This is a genomic window from Streptomyces sp. L-9-10, from assembly GCF_004151105.1.
Classification (GTDB): Bacteria; Actinomycetota; Actinomycetes; order Streptomycetales; family Streptomycetaceae; genus Streptomyces.
Genome location: NZ_PHRF01000161.1, coordinates 172,604 through 186,801 on the forward strand (window position 1 = coordinate 172,604; position 14,198 = coordinate 186,801).

Annotated in this window: 16 protein-coding genes; 8 read left to right on the forward strand and 8 right to left on the reverse strand. The window is 71.5% G+C overall.

The features are described 5' to 3' along the window. Positions 1–5 precede the first annotated feature (5 nt). The 3 genes from CU044_RS33145 to CU044_RS33150 all read right to left on the reverse strand — a co-directional run bounded on the left by CU044_RS33145 (position 6) and on the right by CU044_RS33150 (position 2,626). The gene (locus CU044_RS33145) at positions 6–1,358 is read right to left on the reverse strand and encodes a M14 family zinc carboxypeptidase (protein WP_165372039.1); all 1,353 of its coding nucleotides are present in this window, start codon (positions 1,356–1,358) and stop codon (positions 6–8) included. A gap of 10 nt (positions 1,359–1,368) precedes the next feature. Continuing rightward, positions 1,369–1,536: a hypothetical protein gene (locus tag CU044_RS38920; RefSeq protein WP_165372040.1), complete on the reverse strand. Its 168-nt coding sequence runs from the start codon at positions 1,534–1,536 to the stop codon at positions 1,369–1,371. A 118-nt stretch (positions 1,537–1,654) separates the two neighbouring features. Beyond that, positions 1,655–2,626 (reverse strand): aldo/keto reductase, encoded by a 972-nt coding sequence (locus tag CU044_RS33150; protein WP_129772506.1) that lies wholly within the window; start codon positions 2,624–2,626, stop codon positions 1,655–1,657. A gap of 366 nt (positions 2,627–2,992) precedes the next feature. On the opposite strand from CU044_RS33150, the gene CU044_RS33155 reads away from it, so the two are divergent. From CU044_RS33155 to CU044_RS33175, 5 genes are all read left to right on the forward strand, one after another. Then, positions 2,993–3,448 (forward strand): cyclic nucleotide-binding domain-containing protein, encoded by a 456-nt coding sequence (locus CU044_RS33155; RefSeq protein WP_129772436.1) that lies wholly within the window; start codon positions 2,993–2,995, stop codon positions 3,446–3,448. A 312-nt stretch (positions 3,449–3,760) separates the two neighbouring features. Next, a complete protein-coding gene (locus CU044_RS33160; protein WP_240045991.1) occupies positions 3,761–4,198 on the forward strand; it encodes a CrcB family protein in 438 nt (145 codons plus the stop codon). Then, positions 4,195–4,542, forward strand: coding sequence for a DUF190 domain-containing protein (locus CU044_RS33165; protein ID WP_129772438.1), 348 nt, complete (start codon positions 4,195–4,197; stop codon positions 4,540–4,542). Before CU044_RS33160 ends, CU044_RS33165 begins: the two co-directional genes overlap by 4 nt. Next, the gene (gene crcB / locus CU044_RS33170; protein ID WP_129772439.1) at positions 4,539–4,913 is read left to right on the forward strand and encodes a fluoride efflux transporter CrcB; all 375 of its coding nucleotides are present in this window, start codon (positions 4,539–4,541) and stop codon (positions 4,911–4,913) included. The genes CU044_RS33165 and crcB overlap by 4 nt, the downstream gene beginning before the upstream one ends. A 100-nt stretch (positions 4,914–5,013) precedes the next feature. Further along, positions 5,014–6,228 carry a damage-control phosphatase ARMT1 family protein gene (locus CU044_RS33175; RefSeq protein ID WP_129772440.1) on the forward strand — a complete coding sequence of 405 codons (1,215 nt, stop codon included), beginning with the start codon at positions 5,014–5,016 and terminating at the stop codon, positions 6,226–6,228. Between the two features lie 140 nt (positions 6,229–6,368). Here the strand turns inward: CU044_RS33175 and CU044_RS33180 are convergent, their stop codons facing one another. Together CU044_RS33180 and CU044_RS33185 are read right to left on the reverse strand one after the other, a co-directional pair. Further along, positions 6,369–6,908 carry an RICIN domain-containing protein gene (locus CU044_RS33180; RefSeq protein WP_129772441.1) on the reverse strand — a complete coding sequence of 180 codons (540 nt, stop codon included), beginning with the start codon at positions 6,906–6,908 and terminating at the stop codon, positions 6,369–6,371. Positions 6,909–7,107: 199 nt separating this feature from the next. Beyond that, positions 7,108–7,353, reverse strand: a complete 246-nt coding sequence (locus tag CU044_RS33185) for a hypothetical protein (protein ID WP_129772442.1) — start codon at positions 7,351–7,353, stop codon at positions 7,108–7,110. Between the two features lie 290 nt (positions 7,354–7,643). Between CU044_RS33185 and CU044_RS33190 the strand changes: the two genes are divergently transcribed. Together CU044_RS33190 and CU044_RS33195 are read left to right on the forward strand one after the other, a co-directional pair. Beyond that, complete coding sequence (locus tag CU044_RS33190; RefSeq protein ID WP_129772443.1) at positions 7,644–8,756, forward strand: PQQ-dependent sugar dehydrogenase; 1,113 nt, start codon at positions 7,644–7,646, stop codon at positions 8,754–8,756. Positions 8,757–8,903: 147 nt separating this feature from the next. Next, a complete protein-coding gene (locus tag CU044_RS33195) occupies positions 8,904–10,037 on the forward strand; it encodes a PP2C family protein-serine/threonine phosphatase (protein WP_129772444.1) in 1,134 nt (377 codons plus the stop codon). Positions 10,038–10,092: 55 nt separating this feature from the next. Here the strand turns inward: CU044_RS33195 and CU044_RS33200 are convergent, their stop codons facing one another. Further along, a complete protein-coding gene (locus CU044_RS33200; protein ID WP_129772507.1) occupies positions 10,093–11,391 on the reverse strand; it encodes an MFS transporter in 1,299 nt (432 codons plus the stop codon). Positions 11,392–11,480: 89 nt separating this feature from the next. On the opposite strand from CU044_RS33200, the gene CU044_RS33205 reads away from it, so the two are divergent. Continuing rightward, the gene (locus CU044_RS33205; RefSeq protein WP_129772445.1) at positions 11,481–12,239 is read left to right on the forward strand and encodes a DeoR/GlpR family DNA-binding transcription regulator; all 759 of its coding nucleotides are present in this window, start codon (positions 11,481–11,483) and stop codon (positions 12,237–12,239) included. A gap of 79 nt (positions 12,240–12,318) precedes the next feature. Here CU044_RS33205 and CU044_RS33210 read toward each other — a convergent pair whose 3' ends face one another. Then, positions 12,319–13,221 (reverse strand): serine hydrolase, encoded by a 903-nt coding sequence (locus CU044_RS33210; RefSeq protein ID WP_129772446.1) that lies wholly within the window; start codon positions 13,219–13,221, stop codon positions 12,319–12,321. Further along, positions 13,218–14,147, reverse strand: coding sequence for a LysR family transcriptional regulator (locus CU044_RS33215; protein WP_240045992.1), 930 nt, complete (start codon positions 14,145–14,147; stop codon positions 13,218–13,220). Before CU044_RS33215 ends, CU044_RS33210 begins: the two co-directional genes overlap by 4 nt. Between the last annotated feature and the right edge of the window lie 51 nt (positions 14,148–14,198).

A 14,198-nucleotide genomic window follows, 5' to 3' on the forward strand; every position in this document is an offset into this window, starting at 1 on the left:
CGGTTTCACGCCCGTACCGCCCTCGGCTCCCTGAACCGGGCGGCCAGCTCGGAGGCGGCCAGCACGATTCTGAACTGATGCTCCACCTGGTCGTGGACCGGGATCCAGCGGGCGCGGCAGTCCGCTTCGAACGCGTCGCAGCGCCGGGTGAGGAACACGTCCAGGGAAGCGCGTACCTCGGTCGCCTCCGCAGCGCCGGCGCCGGCCGCACCGCCTGTGCTGCCGGGGTCATGACCGGGCTCCGTGCCGTGCCCGGCGGCGAGCATCTGGTGCAGCATCCCCGCCGTACGGACCACGAGCCGCCGGGCGGCGATCCGGAGCGCCATGATCCGCGCCCGGTTCAGCGGCGGCAGTCCGCCCGTCTCGCGCAGGGCCGCCTCCGGCGCCCATTCGTCCGCCAGCCCGCCGCAGATGGCGAGGTACTCCTCGACCGGTGCGAGCAGCGGTGCCACGGTGGCGGGCAGTCCCGGCCGCACCCGCTCCAGCAGTCCCGCGAGGAACAACGCGTCCTGCCGGAGCGTCCGGCTGATGGTCTCCAGAGCGCCGGACGGGTCGGGGTGGGCCAAGGTGTCACCGACCTCCTCGACCCCCCACATCGGTGCTTCGACGACGGCCGTGACAGTGCCGTACGCATACGGATGGAACCAGGTGGAGGTGGCGGTGGCGGCGGGCAGCGAGTGGAACTGATCCGCTTCCTGGGGCCGTGGCATGTCATAGACGCCCGGTCCCGGGCTCGGCCAGAAGAAGGCGTCGTACGGCCCCAGCTCCACCGGTATCCGCAGATCGGCGGCGGACCTGCCGAGCCGTTCCGGGAGGCCGGGCAGCCGGCGGGTCAGCTGGACGAAGCTGCCGCCCACGTCCACACCGTGCAGTGAGCACTGGAGGTAGGGGCGCAGCTCGTCCTGGAGGTCGAGCAGGGCCCGGGTCTCGGGCATCGGTTCCGCGCCGGGCTCCGTGGGCAGCCACTCGGGCTGCGCCGCGAAGCCGGGACGGAAGAAGTGGCGGTAGTGCTGGGCGAAGGTCATCGGGCCCTTGAGCCACCGCTCGTTGCGGCGGGCTCCGTCGGGATCGAGGCAGAGGACGAAGTGCCAGGTCGTGTCCATGGCCCGGCCCGGCCGCTCGGGGCGGGCGAGATACCGGGCCAGTCGCAGGGCCGTCATGCCGCCCACCGGTTCATTGGCATGCGGCCCCGCGACCACCAGCGCGTGCCGGCTCCCCCGCCCTATGGACAGCAGCCGTATCGGCTCCCCGGCCCGTGAGTAGCCGATACGCCGCAGGACGGCACGGTCCGGGTGCGCCGCGGCCAGGCCCCGGGCGCGGGAGGTCAGTTCGTCGACGGTGAGATAACGACCCGGCACAGCGGCCCGTTCAGGAACCGGTCGAGTTGCTGTCGCCCGTGGTCTCTCTCCGGTCGAGACGTCGGATCTTGATGGTGGTCGGCTTGGGACGGGATGTGCTGTCGCTCTTGGCCGTTTTCCGCATGGAACGATCCCCCTTCGACACCGCGGTGCCCAACTCCCCGTTGAACACCCTCATGTGATGGTCCGTCACGGATTAGGAGCACGTCAACAGCTGGGGTGACGTGGAATGTGATATGGGGATACCTGTCGGATGAACCCGTCCGACGAATACTCACTGTCCGTCAGCGAGCCCGTCAGGCAGATCCGTCGGGATCCGTCAACAGGGCCTCGATCGCGGCCAGTTCCGGTTCGTCGAGCGCGGTGGCGGTCAGCACTTCGAGGTTCTGGTCCAGCTGCCGGACGCTGCTGGCGCCGATGAGGACGGAGGTGACGCGCGGGTCGCGCAGCACCCAGGTGAGGGCCAGCTGTGCGAGGGTCTGTCCGCGCTCGCCCGCGAGCTTGTTGAGCGCGTGCAGCAAGGCCAGCTTCCGCTCGCTGAGCGCGTCCCGCTTCAGGAAGTGGCCCACGGCCATCCGCGAGTCGGCGGGCACACCGTTCAGGTAACGGTCCGTCAACTGCCCCTGGGCCAGCGGAGAGAAGGCGATCACTCCGGCGCCCGCCGCGGCGGAGGCGGCGATCAGGCCGTTGTGCTCGATGCCGCGGTCCAGGAGGTTGTACGGGTGCTGGTTGATCAGCAGCGGGGTACCGAGGTCCCGGAGTATCCCGGCGGCCCGCTCCATCCGCTCGGGCGGGTAGTTGGACAGCCCGGCGTACAGCGCCTTGCCCTGCCGTACGGCCGAGTCCAGCGCCCCCATCGTCTCCTCGAGCGGAGTGTCGGGGTCGAACCGGTGGGAGTAGAAGAGATCGACGTGGTCGACGCGCATCCGCGTCAGTGACTGGTCCAGGCTCGCCAGCAGATGCTTGCGCGAGCCGAACTCGCCGTACGGCCCCGGCCACATGTCGTAGCCGGCCTTGGTGGAGAGGAACAGTTCGTCGCGGTAGGGGCGGAAGTCCTGCGTGTAGAGCGTGCCGAAGTTCTCCTCGGCGCTGCCGTAGGGCGGGCCGTAGTTGTTGGCGAGGTCGAAATGGGTGACGCCCCGGTCGAAGGCGCGGCGCAGCACGGCGCGCTGGTTCTCCAGCGGCGCGGTGCCGCCGAAGTTGTGCCACAGGCCGAGGGAGACCTGCGGCAGCCGTACGCCGCTGCGACCGCACCGCGTGAAGCGCATGTCGTCGTAGCGGTCGGCGGCGGCGAGACAGGGAGGCTGCTTCAACGAACTCTCCTGCTTTCGTGTACACGGCGAAGGTCGAGGTCACGGCGTGGCCGGGGTCCAGACGTGTCGCGGTCACGACGTGTTGCCTATGATCGCGCGGCCCTGAGGGGCGGGATCCGGCCGGGTCTCGTTTCCGCCGCTCCGGCGCTGTCCGCCGCCGGCCCGTCACGCACGGTGGTGCGACGGAATCGGCACTTCCGGGCAGGTCACACGGTGGGGATACCATCTGAAGTATGGCCGTACGCGCCGTATGTCCCGTCCGGCCCGTTCATGACCCGGTCGACGGCCCGGTCACGCGGTTCGGCAAGGAGGTACCCCACCATGGCTCCCGCGACGCGTTGGTTGACGGTGCTTCCCACCGGCCACAGCGAACTCCTGATGCGACAGGCCCGCTATGTCTCCTTCCCCCAGGACACCAGGATCTTCGAGGAGGGCGATCCGGCGGACCGGTTCTGGGTGATCCGCTCGGGCGCCGTCTCCCTGGACATGTACGTACCCGGCCGCCGGCGGGTGATGGTCGAGACGCTCGGGGTCGGGGACCTGCTCGGCTGGTCCTGGCTGTTCCCGCCGCACCGCTGGCACTTCGGGGCGGAGGCGTTCAGTCCGGTGCGCACCCTGGAGTTCGACGGGCACGCGGTACGGGCCATGTGCGAGGCCGATCCTGCCCTCGGCTACGCGCTGACCCGCTCCATCGCGGAGATCCTCGCCCGCCGTCTTGAGGTGTCGCGTACGAAACTGCTCGACCAGTACATGCGCCATGGCGGCCCGGGGCTGTGAGCCGTCGCCGCAGCCGCGCGCGGCAGGGGCCGTCAGGGAGGGCCCGGGTCGGCGCCTCCCGGGCCCTGGCGCTAGCCTGGGAGCCGGTGGTGGCCCGGCGGGCGACCACGCGGCGGTGGGGCCCGCCGTACCCAACCGCGGAGAGCTTCCGCCAACGGTCCCTACTTGCGGAGGAGCGCGTCCGCGTACGGGCGCCCGGCGAGTAGGAGACGTATGCCCATGGGAAGCCCGCGGCCCCGAGTGGTGAACGAGCCCGAAGAACCCACCGGACCCGATTCCGGTACCGCCATGTCCGGAGCGGGCGCCGGAACCATGCCCGGGGCCGGGGCCGGGCGGCGGCGTGCGCGGGCCGGAGCGCTGTGGCCGGTGCTGGCCGTCGTGTCGCTCGGCGGTTCGATCGGCGCGGCGGCCCGCTACGGCGCGTCCCTCCTGTGGCCCACCGCGTCCGGCGCCTTTCCGTGGACGACGCTCACCGTGAACGTGGTGGGGTGCGCGGTGATCGGCGCCTTCATGGTGGTGATCAGTGAGGTGTGGGCCGCGCACCGGCTGGTGAGGCCGTTCTTCGGGACCGGCGTGCTGGGCGGGTTCACCACGTTCTCCGCCTACGCGGTGGACATCCGGCTCCTGGTGGCCTCGGGCAGGCCCGCCGCGGGCATGGCGTATCTGGGACTGACGCTGGTGGCGGCCCTCGCCTCGGTGTGGAGTGCGGTGTGGCTGACGCGCCGCGTAGTCGCGTGGAGGCGGACATGAACGGGCTGATGGGCAGTGCCCTGCGGCTGACGGTCCTCATCGGCGAATCCGATGTGTGGCACCACAAGCCCCTCTACACCGAGATCGTGCACCGCGCGCACCGGGCGGGGCTGGCGGGCGCGAGCGTGTTCCGCGGGATCGAGGGGTTCGGCGCGTCCTCCCTGATCCACACGCAGCGGCTGCTGTCGCTGAGCGAGGACCTGCCGGTGGCGATCGTGATCGTGGACTCGGAGGAGAAGATCCGGGACTTCCTTCCACGGCTGGACGAGCTGGTCCGCGAGGGGCTGGTCACGCTGGAGAACTGCGAGGTCGTCCGTCATGCCGGCCGGCGGGAGGCACGGTGAACTGGGTGCTGGTCGTGGCCGGGGCCGCCATCGGAGCCCCGCTGCGTTTTCTGACCGACTGGAGCGTGCAGCGCAGACACGACAGCGTCTTCCCGTGGGGGACGTTCGCGGTCAACATCGTGGGGTGTCTGGTCCTCGGGCTGCTGACCGGCGCGGTCGCCGCCGGGGCCGCCTCCTCGCGGACCCAGTTGTTCCTCGGCACCGGCCTGTGCGGCGCGCTGACGACGTACTCGACCTTCAGCTACGAGACGCTGCGGCTCGCCGAGGACGGTGCGAAGCTCTACGCCGCCGTGAATGTCCTCGGCAGCGTGGCGGCCGGGCTGGGCGCGGCCTTCGCCGGGGCCGCCCTCGCCGGGGCGCTGTGGGCGTGAGCCGCCACCGGTACGGTGCGGTGGTGGTCCCCCGGGACGGCCGGCGACGGCGGCTCGGCGGGTCCGCTCCGGACGGCCGATCGAGGAGTACGTACAGGCGATGCTCGAAGCAGACGACAAGGCGACGCCCGCGGCGGACGAAGCGCCGGTGATCCTGGGCGACGAGCCCGGCTCGTTCGCCCGGGGAGTACTGACCGACCGCCATCCGGCGCTGATCCAGCAGGTGCGCGACGCCTTCCCCTGCACCCCCGAGCGGCACCGGGCGCTCGACGCCCTGCTGCGCTCGGTCACCGACGGGGTGATCGAGCCGCTCGCCCCGGACGCGCACGACCGCGCCCAGTGGGAGGTCTGGGGGCGTGACGGCGCCGGGGGTTCCTGGTTCGGCCGGTCCTGGTTCGACGTGCCGTTCCTGTGGGCCGAGAGCTACTTCTACCGTGTGCTCCTCGACGCCATGGGCTACTTCGGCGACGGCCCCTGGCGGGGCGTCGATCCGTTCGCCCCCTTCAAGGACGCCGAGCTGCGCGGCCCGGCGGTGGACGACGAACTCGCCGCACTCGACGGGCTCGCCGGACGGCCCGCCGACGAGCAGGCGCTCGCGCTGGCGCACGCCTCGCTCTGGGGCAACCGCGCGGACCTCGGCTTCCGGATCGCCTCGGGAGCCGTCGGAGCCGACAGCGGTACGGACCCGCGCCTCGTCGCGGACGACGGCCCTCTGCTGTGGTCCCTGCTGCCCGTGGGCGCGGCGGCCACGGTGCATCTGATCGCCGACAACGCCGGCCGGGAACTCATCCCCGATCTCGTGCTCCTCGACCATCTGCTCCACACCGAACGCGCCTCTCGCGCCGTCCTGCACGTCAAGCCGTATCCGTACTACGTGTCCGACGCGACGATGACGGACGTCATCGACGGTCTGCGGCGGCTGGGCGCGGCGTCCGGATACGCGGCCGGGACCGGCGAACGGCTCTGGGCCGCGATGGCGGGCGGGCGGCTCGCGGTGCGCGCGCACGACTTCTTCCGCGCGCCGCTGCCGTACGGCGCGATGCCCGACGATCTGCGCCGGGAGCTCGCGGGCGCCACCGTGACGCTCCTCAAGGGCGACCTCAACTACCGGCGTCTGGTGGGCGACCGGTACTGGGCGCCGACGTCCTCGTTCGCCGGCCGTACCGCGTACTTCCCCGGCCCCGTGGCCGCACTGCGCACCCTCAAGTCCGATGTCATCGTCGGTCTCGACGCCCGCACGCTGGACGGCCTGGAGGCGAGCGGGAAGCCGTGGCGTACCAGCGGCACGCACGCGCTCGTCCAGGCCCGCCGCTGACAACCGCGCCGCCCTGTTCCGGAGCGGGAAAGGGCCGCCGACGGTGTCGGCGGCCCTCCTGACGGCCGGTCCACGGGTCAGCCGTGACGCGCGTCCCGTCGCCCGTCAGCGTGCCGGACCGGTACGGCGCGGGGTGACCGTCAGTGCTCCCAGACGGCCAGCCAGATGTCGTTGTCGGCGCCGGCGCAGGTGTACTGGATCAGGGCGTTCCCCTTGCCGACCCCGCCCTTGACGTTCAGACACTTCTGGCTGGACTTGACGACCAGTTCGTAGCCGATGCCCTTCCGTACGAACTTCCACAGGGCGTTGGCGTCGTTGCCGCAGGTCCATTGGATGACCTCGGTGCCGTTGGCGTTGCCACCGCCCTTGACGTTCAGGCACTTTCCGCTTTCCTTCGACGCGAACTGGTAGTAGCCGCCGCCCTTGGCGGTGGCCTCCCAGCGTTCGTTCGGGGTCCCTGACCAGGGCCACTGGATGACCGGCGTACCGTTCGCGCTGCCGCCGCCCTTGACGTTGGCGACCTGGCTGGGGTTGGCGGCCAGCCGCAGGCTGAGCTGCTGGACGGTGACCGCTCTGTCCGTCTCGGGCTGCGCCGAGGCGGTCGGCGTCATCGAGGCGACGAGCATCGTTCCCGCGAGAGCGGCGGCCGCGGCGGCCCAGTTCAGCTTGTATACCGACATGGCTTCTCCTGACACGATTCGGGCCGGACTGTCCGGCACCGGGAGGAGACTGCCGGATGCCGTCGCCATGGGAGCGGGGCGGCAACGCCAAACCACCTCTTCGGGTACTCGGTGTGGGCCGGACGAGTGAGGCGACCGTGTACACCCGCCCCAACCGCCCCAATCCGAACGCGTGTTGCCCGGTTCTCGTCCAGGAAGTTCACCGGGTACCGGTCAGCCGGGCCCTCACGAAGGGGTACGCCACGGCGTATCCGACGGCCACGCCAGCGGTCACAACGGACGCCCACGTCAGAGCGGTGCCCCACGTCTGCCCGAAGAGGTGCCCGAGGGAGGACAGCACCAGCAGCGACAGCACCGTCATGACGACCGCGGAGAGCACATACTCTCCGCGCGTCTTCACCTTGCCGGGCAGGAAGTTGGTCAGTAACTCGGCCAGCAGCAGCACGCGGTGAACTCCGTCTCCGAGACGTCACGGACTCCGGCCGGTGGCCCGGCCGGTCGTCGGAGTGTCCCAGCGCCGCACTCGCCCGCATAACCGGCGCGGCCGACGCGCCCAGGGCCTCGCCTTCCCTTAGGTATGAACCTTTGGCTCCATACGCCCTTGACCGGCCATGACACAGCTCCTACGGTCCCTCGGGAGCCCGAAGTCATTGTCAGGTGCTCGTCAGACACGGCCGGACACCCACGGGCCGTGTGACGTTCCAGCCGTACCGACTCCATCAGGAGGGCCCTCCCATGGCACGCCACCCCCACACCGCCCGAAGGCTCCTGCCCCCCGCGCTGACCGCCGTCGCCGCCGCGACCGCGGTGACCGCCGGTCTGCTCGCCTCCGCCGGCGCGGGAAACGCCGCGGCACAGACCGACAGCGGTATCGCGTCCGTCCCGTCGGCCATCCGGACGGTCTCGTCCGGATGGACCGTTCCCTGGGGCCTCAGCTGGCTCCCCGACGGGGCCGCGCTCGTCACCGAGCGCGACTCGTTCAAGGTCTTCAAGCTCACGCAGTCCGGCACGCGGACCCAGGTCGGCACCGTGCCCAACGTCGTGACCACCGGCGGCGAGGGCGGGCTCCTCGGCATCGCGGTCTCGCCGAACTGGAACACCGACCACTACATCTATCTGATGCACACCTCGTCCAGTGACAACCGCATCGTCCGGATGACATACGACGGCTCCTCGCTCGGCGGCTACACCGTGCTGGTCAGCGGCATCGCGAAGAACCGCTATCACAACGGCGGGCGGATCAAGTTCGGCCCGGACGGCTACCTCTACGCCACCACCGGCGACGCGCAGAACGCGAACCTCTCGCAGGACGCGAACTCCCTCAGCGGGAAGATCCTCCGGATGACGCCCCAGGGCAGGCCCGCGCCGGGCAACCCCTTCGGCACGCTCGTCTACTCCCTCGGCCACCGCAACCCCCAAGGGCTCGCCTGGGACGCGCAAGGCAGGCTGTGGGAGGCCGAGTTCGGCAACACCAGGTTCGACGAGCTGAATCTGATCGAGCCCGGCAAGAACTACGGCTGGCCGGTCTGCGAGGGCAACTGCACCACCGCCGGCATGACCAACCCCGCCCGGCAGTGGCCGACGAACGAGGCCTCCCCCAGCGCGGTCGCGTACGCCGACGGCGCGCTCTATCTGGCGGCGCTGCGCGGCGAGCGACTGTGGCGGATCCCGGTCACCGGTACGAGTACGGGCACGCCCGTCGCGTACTACGCCAGTCAGTACGGCCGGCTGCGGACGGTGGAGCAGATCCCCGGCTCGAACGCCCTGTGGCTGGCGACGACCAACGCCGACGCCAACGGCGGCGAGCCGGCCGGCGCGGACAAGGTGTTCCAGATCGATCTGCGGTAGCGGCTCGGACGTTCACACCTCCCTCGGCCGGGCGCCGGGCCGAGGGAGGTGCCCATGCCGTGATCACACGTGTGCTCCGCGCCGCTCGCGGGCCGGAGGGCGCGGCCCGAAGGTGGGGGGAGAGCCCGACGGTGAAGGGAGCGCGGTGTGGCCACCAGGGCCGACGAGCCTGCGGATCCGGACCGCCCCCGGGCACGCCGGCCGTCGAACGGTGCCGTACTGCTGTGGGTCGTGGGACTGACCGGGCTCATCCTGGTGATCGGCCTGCTGACCGGCACCGGCGTACGCCTGGTCAGCCTGCTCGTCTTCCTCCCCGCGTTCGCCGCCGCCTTCGCCGACGTCCGGCAGACCGTGTTCACCGCGTGCTGGTCCATCGCCGCGATGGCGCTGTCCCTGGCCTACCACCCGGCGCCGGACCAGGGCGACGACATCGCGGCACTGACACTCACCGTGATCTTCGGCGTGCTGAGCGTGCTGGGCTGCCGGTACCGGATCGGGCACGAGAACGAGATGCTGCGGCTGCGGTCGACCGCCACCGCCATGCAGCGGAGCATCCTCCGGCCGCTCCCGCTGCTCACCGACCAGGTGCTGATGGACGGTGTGTACGAGCCGCTCCAGGAGGACAAACTCGTCGGCGGCGACATCTACGACCTGGCGGCCTCGCCCTACGGCACCCGCGTGCTGATCGGTGACGTCCAGGGCAAGGGGCTGCCCGCCATAGGCACGGCCTTCGCCGTGATCGGCGCGTTCCGCGAGGCGGCGTACCGCGAGACGACGCTCCCCGGTCTCGTGAACGCCCTGGAGGAGGCCGTCGTACGGCACAACGCCATCGCCGCCGAGGCCGACGAGCCGGAACGGTTCGTGACCGCGCTCGTCCTCTGTATCGACGACTCCCCGACGGTGCAGGCCATCTGCTGCGGACACCCCCGCCCGTATCTCGTCGGACCGGGCGCGGCCGTCTCCGTACTCCTCGATGAGGCCGATCTCCCGCTCGGCCTCGGCTCGCTGGCGTCCGCGGCCCGCACCGTCGGCCGGTTCGACTTCCCCTTCGACACCACACTGCTGCTCTGCACCGACGGCCTGACCGAGGCCCGCGCCCCCGACGGCACGTTCTTCCCGCTGAGGAAGCGTCTCGCCGAGAACGCGGAGCTGCCCCCGAACCGGCTCGCCCGCTCCCTCCACACGGTTTCCCGGGCCTTCGCCGCGGGACATCAGCAGGACGACATCGCTGTGCTCGCGCTGCGCCGCGCCACCGCCGAGGGCCGGTCCCCGGCCGCATGACGCCGCGTGCCGCCGGCAGGGCGTCCAGGCCACGGTCAGGGCGTCCAGGGCGCGGTCAGGCCGGCCGGCTTCCCGCGCTCGCTTGCGCGGGCTCGGCCGCCGGGGTCGCCGCCACCGGTCCCGTACGCAGGATCCGGGCGGCCGACGCCGCGATCACACAGAAGACCACCGGCAGGAAGAAGGTCAGGTTCAGCGGGATGAAATGGGTCATGGGCCCGATGATCGCGGGCCCGGCGAGCATGCCCAGATAGCCGAGCCCGGCGACGCGGGAGACATTCACCCCGGCGTTCCCCTGATCCGCGTGGCCCGCGGCGCTGAAGAGCTGCGGTACGGAACCGGACAGCCCGATGCCGAAGACCGTCCAGCCGGCCAGGGCGAGGGGAATCCAGGGGGAGAGTGCGACGACCGTCAGCCCGAGCGCCCCCAGGGCCGTGCCGTAACGGACGATCGCGACCGGGCCGAAGCGCGCGGCCACCCGGTCGGTGAGCAGCCGTCCGATCGTCATGGCGGTGGAGAACGCGCCGTAGGCGAAGGCGGCGGTGGCGGCGGGCGCGTCGAGGACTTCCCGCAGGCCGAGCACGCTCCAGTCGTTGGCGACGCCCTCGCAGAGCATCAGCATGAAGGCGAGCGCGGCCAGCGCCCAGATCCGCGAGGGCGTCTTCACGCGCGGAGGCTTCCGACCCGCCGGGGACGACAACCGGTCCGCCGGGGACGGTTCCTGGTCCGCCGGGGACGGCTTGCGCCCCGCGCCGGTCTCGTCGGCCGTGCCGTCTCGGCTCTCCGGGGCGTGGGCGGGCTCGGGCCGCAGCAGCGCCGGGGTGAAGAGTACGGTGACGACCAGCCCGAAGACGCTGACCGAGGTGAGGGTCAGTGCCGCGCTCCAGTCCCAGCTGAGGGTCCGCGCGCCGACCAGCGCGGCCAGCACCCCGCCGACCGAGAAGAAGGCGTGGAAGGCGGACATGATGGGCCGTTCGTAGCCGCGTTCGACTTGGACGGCATGGGTGTTCATGCTGACGTCCAGACAGCCGTTGCCGAAGCCGAACACCAGCATGGCCACGGCCAGCGTCCACGCCTCGGTGGCGAGGCCGGGCAGGATCAGCGCGGCGCTGCACAGCGCCGCGCTCGCGGGTACCACCTTGCGCGCGCCGAGACGGTCGGTGAGCGGCCCGACCAGTTGCATTCCGGCGAACGCGCCGCCGCCGAGCAGCAGCAGGAGCCAGCCGAGCACGGCATGGCTGATCCCCGCGCGGTGCTCCACGGTCGGGATGTGGACGACCCACATGCCCATCACGAACCCGTTGAGGGTGAAGAAGCCGAAGGTGGCGATCCGGGCGGCGCGCAGTGATTTCTCCATGCGTGTTCTCTCCATGCGAGCGAACATAGCAAACATGGAATACGTTCGAAACATTGCCCAACGGTCGCCAACCATGTTCAATATGCGGTATGGCGCGCACAGAACGACTGAGGCTGATCAGCGATGCCGTACGCGAGGCCGGGCAGCTGAGCGTGGCCGGACTGGCGGAACTCACCGGGGCCTCCGAGATGACCATTCGCCGCGATCTGGAGACCCTGGGCGCCCAGGGTGTACTGGAGCGCTACCGCGGCGGCGCCAGAAGCCTGCTGCTGCGGGGCGTGGAACCGCCCTTCGCGTTCCGGGCGCGGGAGGACACGGGGACGAAGCGGCGCATCGCCGCCGCCGTCGCCGGACTGATCGCCGACGGGGAGTCGGTGCTCATCGACAGCGGCACGACCTGTTTCGAGGTGGCCCGCGCCCTGGAGCACCGCAGGCTGACCGTCATACCGCTCTCCCTGCACGCCGCGAACGCGCTGACCGGTGCCCCCCGGCTGAAACTGCTGCTGCCCGGCGGTGAACCGCGTCCGGGCGAGCTGGCGTTGACCGGCCCGCTGACCGAGGCGTCGCTCGCCGCGCTGCGCTTCGACACCGCCGTCATCGGCTGCTGCGGGCTCACCTCCAGGGACGGTCTGACCGCGTACGACCTGGCCGACGCAGCGGTCAAGCGCGCCGCGATCGCCTCGGCCCGCCGGGTGATCGCCGTGGCGGAGGCCGCCAAGCTCTCCCGTACGGCGCTCGCCTTCGTCGCACCGGTCTCCGCGCTCGACGCCGTCGTGACGGACGGGACGGCCCCGGAGGAGGAGACGGGCGCGATGGCCGCGGCCGGTGTGGTCGTACGGACGGTATGAGGGGCCGCCGGGGGTGAGGGGGCGCCGGGGGTGGGCGGGGGCCGCCCGAGCCCGGCATGATCCAAACGAGAGGCCCTAGCTAGAGCTGCCTGAGGTGATCGCGCAGGCTTCGGGCGACCTGCGCCATGAGGGCGTCGGCCCCGGGCTGGGTACCGGCCGGGACGAGTGACTCGGTGAGGACGGCGATGGCGAAGGCCTGGCCGTCGGAGTGTTCGACCACACCGATCTCATGACGGAGGTTGAGAAGGGTGCCGGTCTTGGAGGACCAGGTGGTGGCGTCGGAGCTGAAGTCCGGGGTGAGCCGGTGCCGTAGCACGTTGTGGCTCATGAGGCCGCGCACCCGCCCGGCCACTTCGGGGTGGATCGCCGAGGGTGTCCACAGGGCCTGGAGCAGTTCGACGTAGGCGCGTGCGCTGCCGGTGTTGGCGCGAGTGGTGTCGAGTTGCGGCACCCGGTGTCCACGGCCGCTGGTGCCCGCGTCGATGGCGAGGGAGTGGGCGAGATGGGCCTCGGCGGCATCGAAGCGTTCCACGGGGGTGTCGGACAGTTCGAGCATGCCGTGCCGGACGGTGAGACCGCGGACGCCGAGTTCGTGGAGGATGCCGGCGACCCGGGCGGGCGGGGTGAGGGCGAACAGCGCGTCGGCGGCCGTTCCGTCGCTCACGCAGGTGCTCAGATAGAGCAGGTCGTCGATCGCGATCCGGGCGGGGTGGCGGAACCGGCTCAGCCCGGTGGGTCCGGGCGTGGTGATCCGCCCGGGTTCCACGTCGAGCGTCGTCGCCCCGTCGAGCTCGCCCCGCCGTATGCGCTCCGCCGTCGCCAGCGCGAGCGGCACCTTGACGAGGGAGGCGGCGGGCAGCCGGGTGTCCGGGTCGATCCCCAGCTCTTCTCCCGTGTGCAGGTCCCGCACGAGCAGGCAGCCGTGCAGACCGCCGTCGCGCAGTTGCCGGCGCATCTCGCCGAGCAGTGCCTCGGTGTTCATGCCGCCGCCCCTCCCGAGGCGCCCGCCCGGGTGCCCGCGCCCAGGAGACGGGCGAGGGCGTCGCCCAGGCGCGCTTCGATGTGCTGGGGATTGCCGTCCGCCGCGGCGGCGAGGGCGAACCCCCGGCTGAGTGTGATCTCGCCGATGGGCCGCCAGTGCAGGGCGAGTTCCCCGGCCTGCGCGGGGGAACACAGCAACAGGTCGTGCGCGCAGAGGACTTCCGCGGCGGCGGTCGTCAGGTCGGCCGCCGCGACGAGCTGTGCGGGCCGCAGGCCCACCGCGTCGCGCAGTCGCGTCAGCGGGTCACGGATGTGCGGCACGTCGTCCTCCGGCTGGATCCAGACACGGCGGGCCGGGCCGGCGGAGGCCCGTCCCATCCGCAGCGTCTCGACGTACACCCGCTTGACGCCGGGATCCCGCGCACCGGCGAGCCCGAGCGGGACGGACCAGGTCGCCTCGTCCTCGGGCACCGCGAGCACGGCGGCACGCACCTGCTGGGCGTGGATCAGCTCCCTGCGCTCCGCCGGCGCGGCGACGCGGAGATCGAGCGTGACACCGTACCCGCGCGCCTCGGCGACGAGACGGGCGAGACCGGCCGTGGAGCAGATGCCCGGCACCGCGAGCCGCCAGGGTTTGCGCTTGGCGGCGGCCGCCTCGTTCAGCAGCACCTCGGCCGACTGTACGAGCTGTCGGGCGGCCGGCAGCATGTCCCGGCCGAAGGGGGTCAGGACGGCCCGCCGTGACGTGCGCTCGAACAGCTGCTCACCGAAGCGTTCCTCCAGCGCGGCGACACGACGGCTGGCCACCGACTGGGACATCCGTGCAGCTGCCGCTCCGACGGTGAAACTGCCGTGTTCGCTGACGCTGACAAACGCGTGACACGCTCCCACCAGATCCACACGCCGCACTCTATGCCAGATCGGCATGGAACAGCGCATGAGCGTATTGGACCGCATGGCAGTCCGAAGGTGAGGGTG

Bases quoted from the DNA above. Each gene is read 5' to 3' on its own strand.
- CU044_RS38920 (WP_165372040.1), bottom strand. From the start codon at position 1,536: ATGAGGGTGTTCAACGGGGAGTTGGGCACCGCGGTGTCGAAGGGGGAT.
- CU044_RS33150 (WP_129772506.1), bottom strand. From the start codon at position 2,626: ATGCGCTTCACGCGGTGCGGTCGCAGCGGCGTACGGCTGCCGCAGGTC.
- CU044_RS33155 (WP_129772436.1), top strand. From the start codon at position 2,993: ATGGCTCCCGCGACGCGTTGGTTGACGGTGCTTCCCACCGGCCACAGC.
- CU044_RS33160 (WP_240045991.1), top strand. From the start codon at position 3,761: ATGCCCGGGGCCGGGGCCGGGCGGCGGCGTGCGCGGGCCGGAGCGCTG.
- CU044_RS33165 (WP_129772438.1), top strand. From the start codon at position 4,195: ATGAACGGGCTGATGGGCAGTGCCCTGCGGCTGACGGTCCTCATCGGC.
- CU044_RS33175 (WP_129772440.1), top strand. From the start codon at position 5,014: ATGCTCGAAGCAGACGACAAGGCGACGCCCGCGGCGGACGAAGCGCCG.
- CU044_RS33180 (WP_129772441.1), bottom strand. From the start codon at position 6,908: ATGTCGGTATACAAGCTGAACTGGGCCGCCGCGGCCGCCGCTCTCGCG.
- CU044_RS33190 (WP_129772443.1), top strand. From the start codon at position 7,644: ATGGCACGCCACCCCCACACCGCCCGAAGGCTCCTGCCCCCCGCGCTG.
- CU044_RS33200 (WP_129772507.1), bottom strand. From the start codon at position 11,391: ATGGAGAAATCACTGCGCGCCGCCCGGATCGCCACCTTCGGCTTCTTC.
- CU044_RS33205 (WP_129772445.1), top strand. From the start codon at position 11,481: ATGGCGCGCACAGAACGACTGAGGCTGATCAGCGATGCCGTACGCGAG.
- CU044_RS33210 (WP_129772446.1), bottom strand. From the start codon at position 13,221: ATGAACACCGAGGCACTGCTCGGCGAGATGCGCCGGCAACTGCGCGAC.
- CU044_RS33215 (WP_240045992.1), bottom strand. From the start codon at position 14,147: ATGCCGATCTGGCATAGAGTGCGGCGTGTGGATCTGGTGGGAGCGTGT.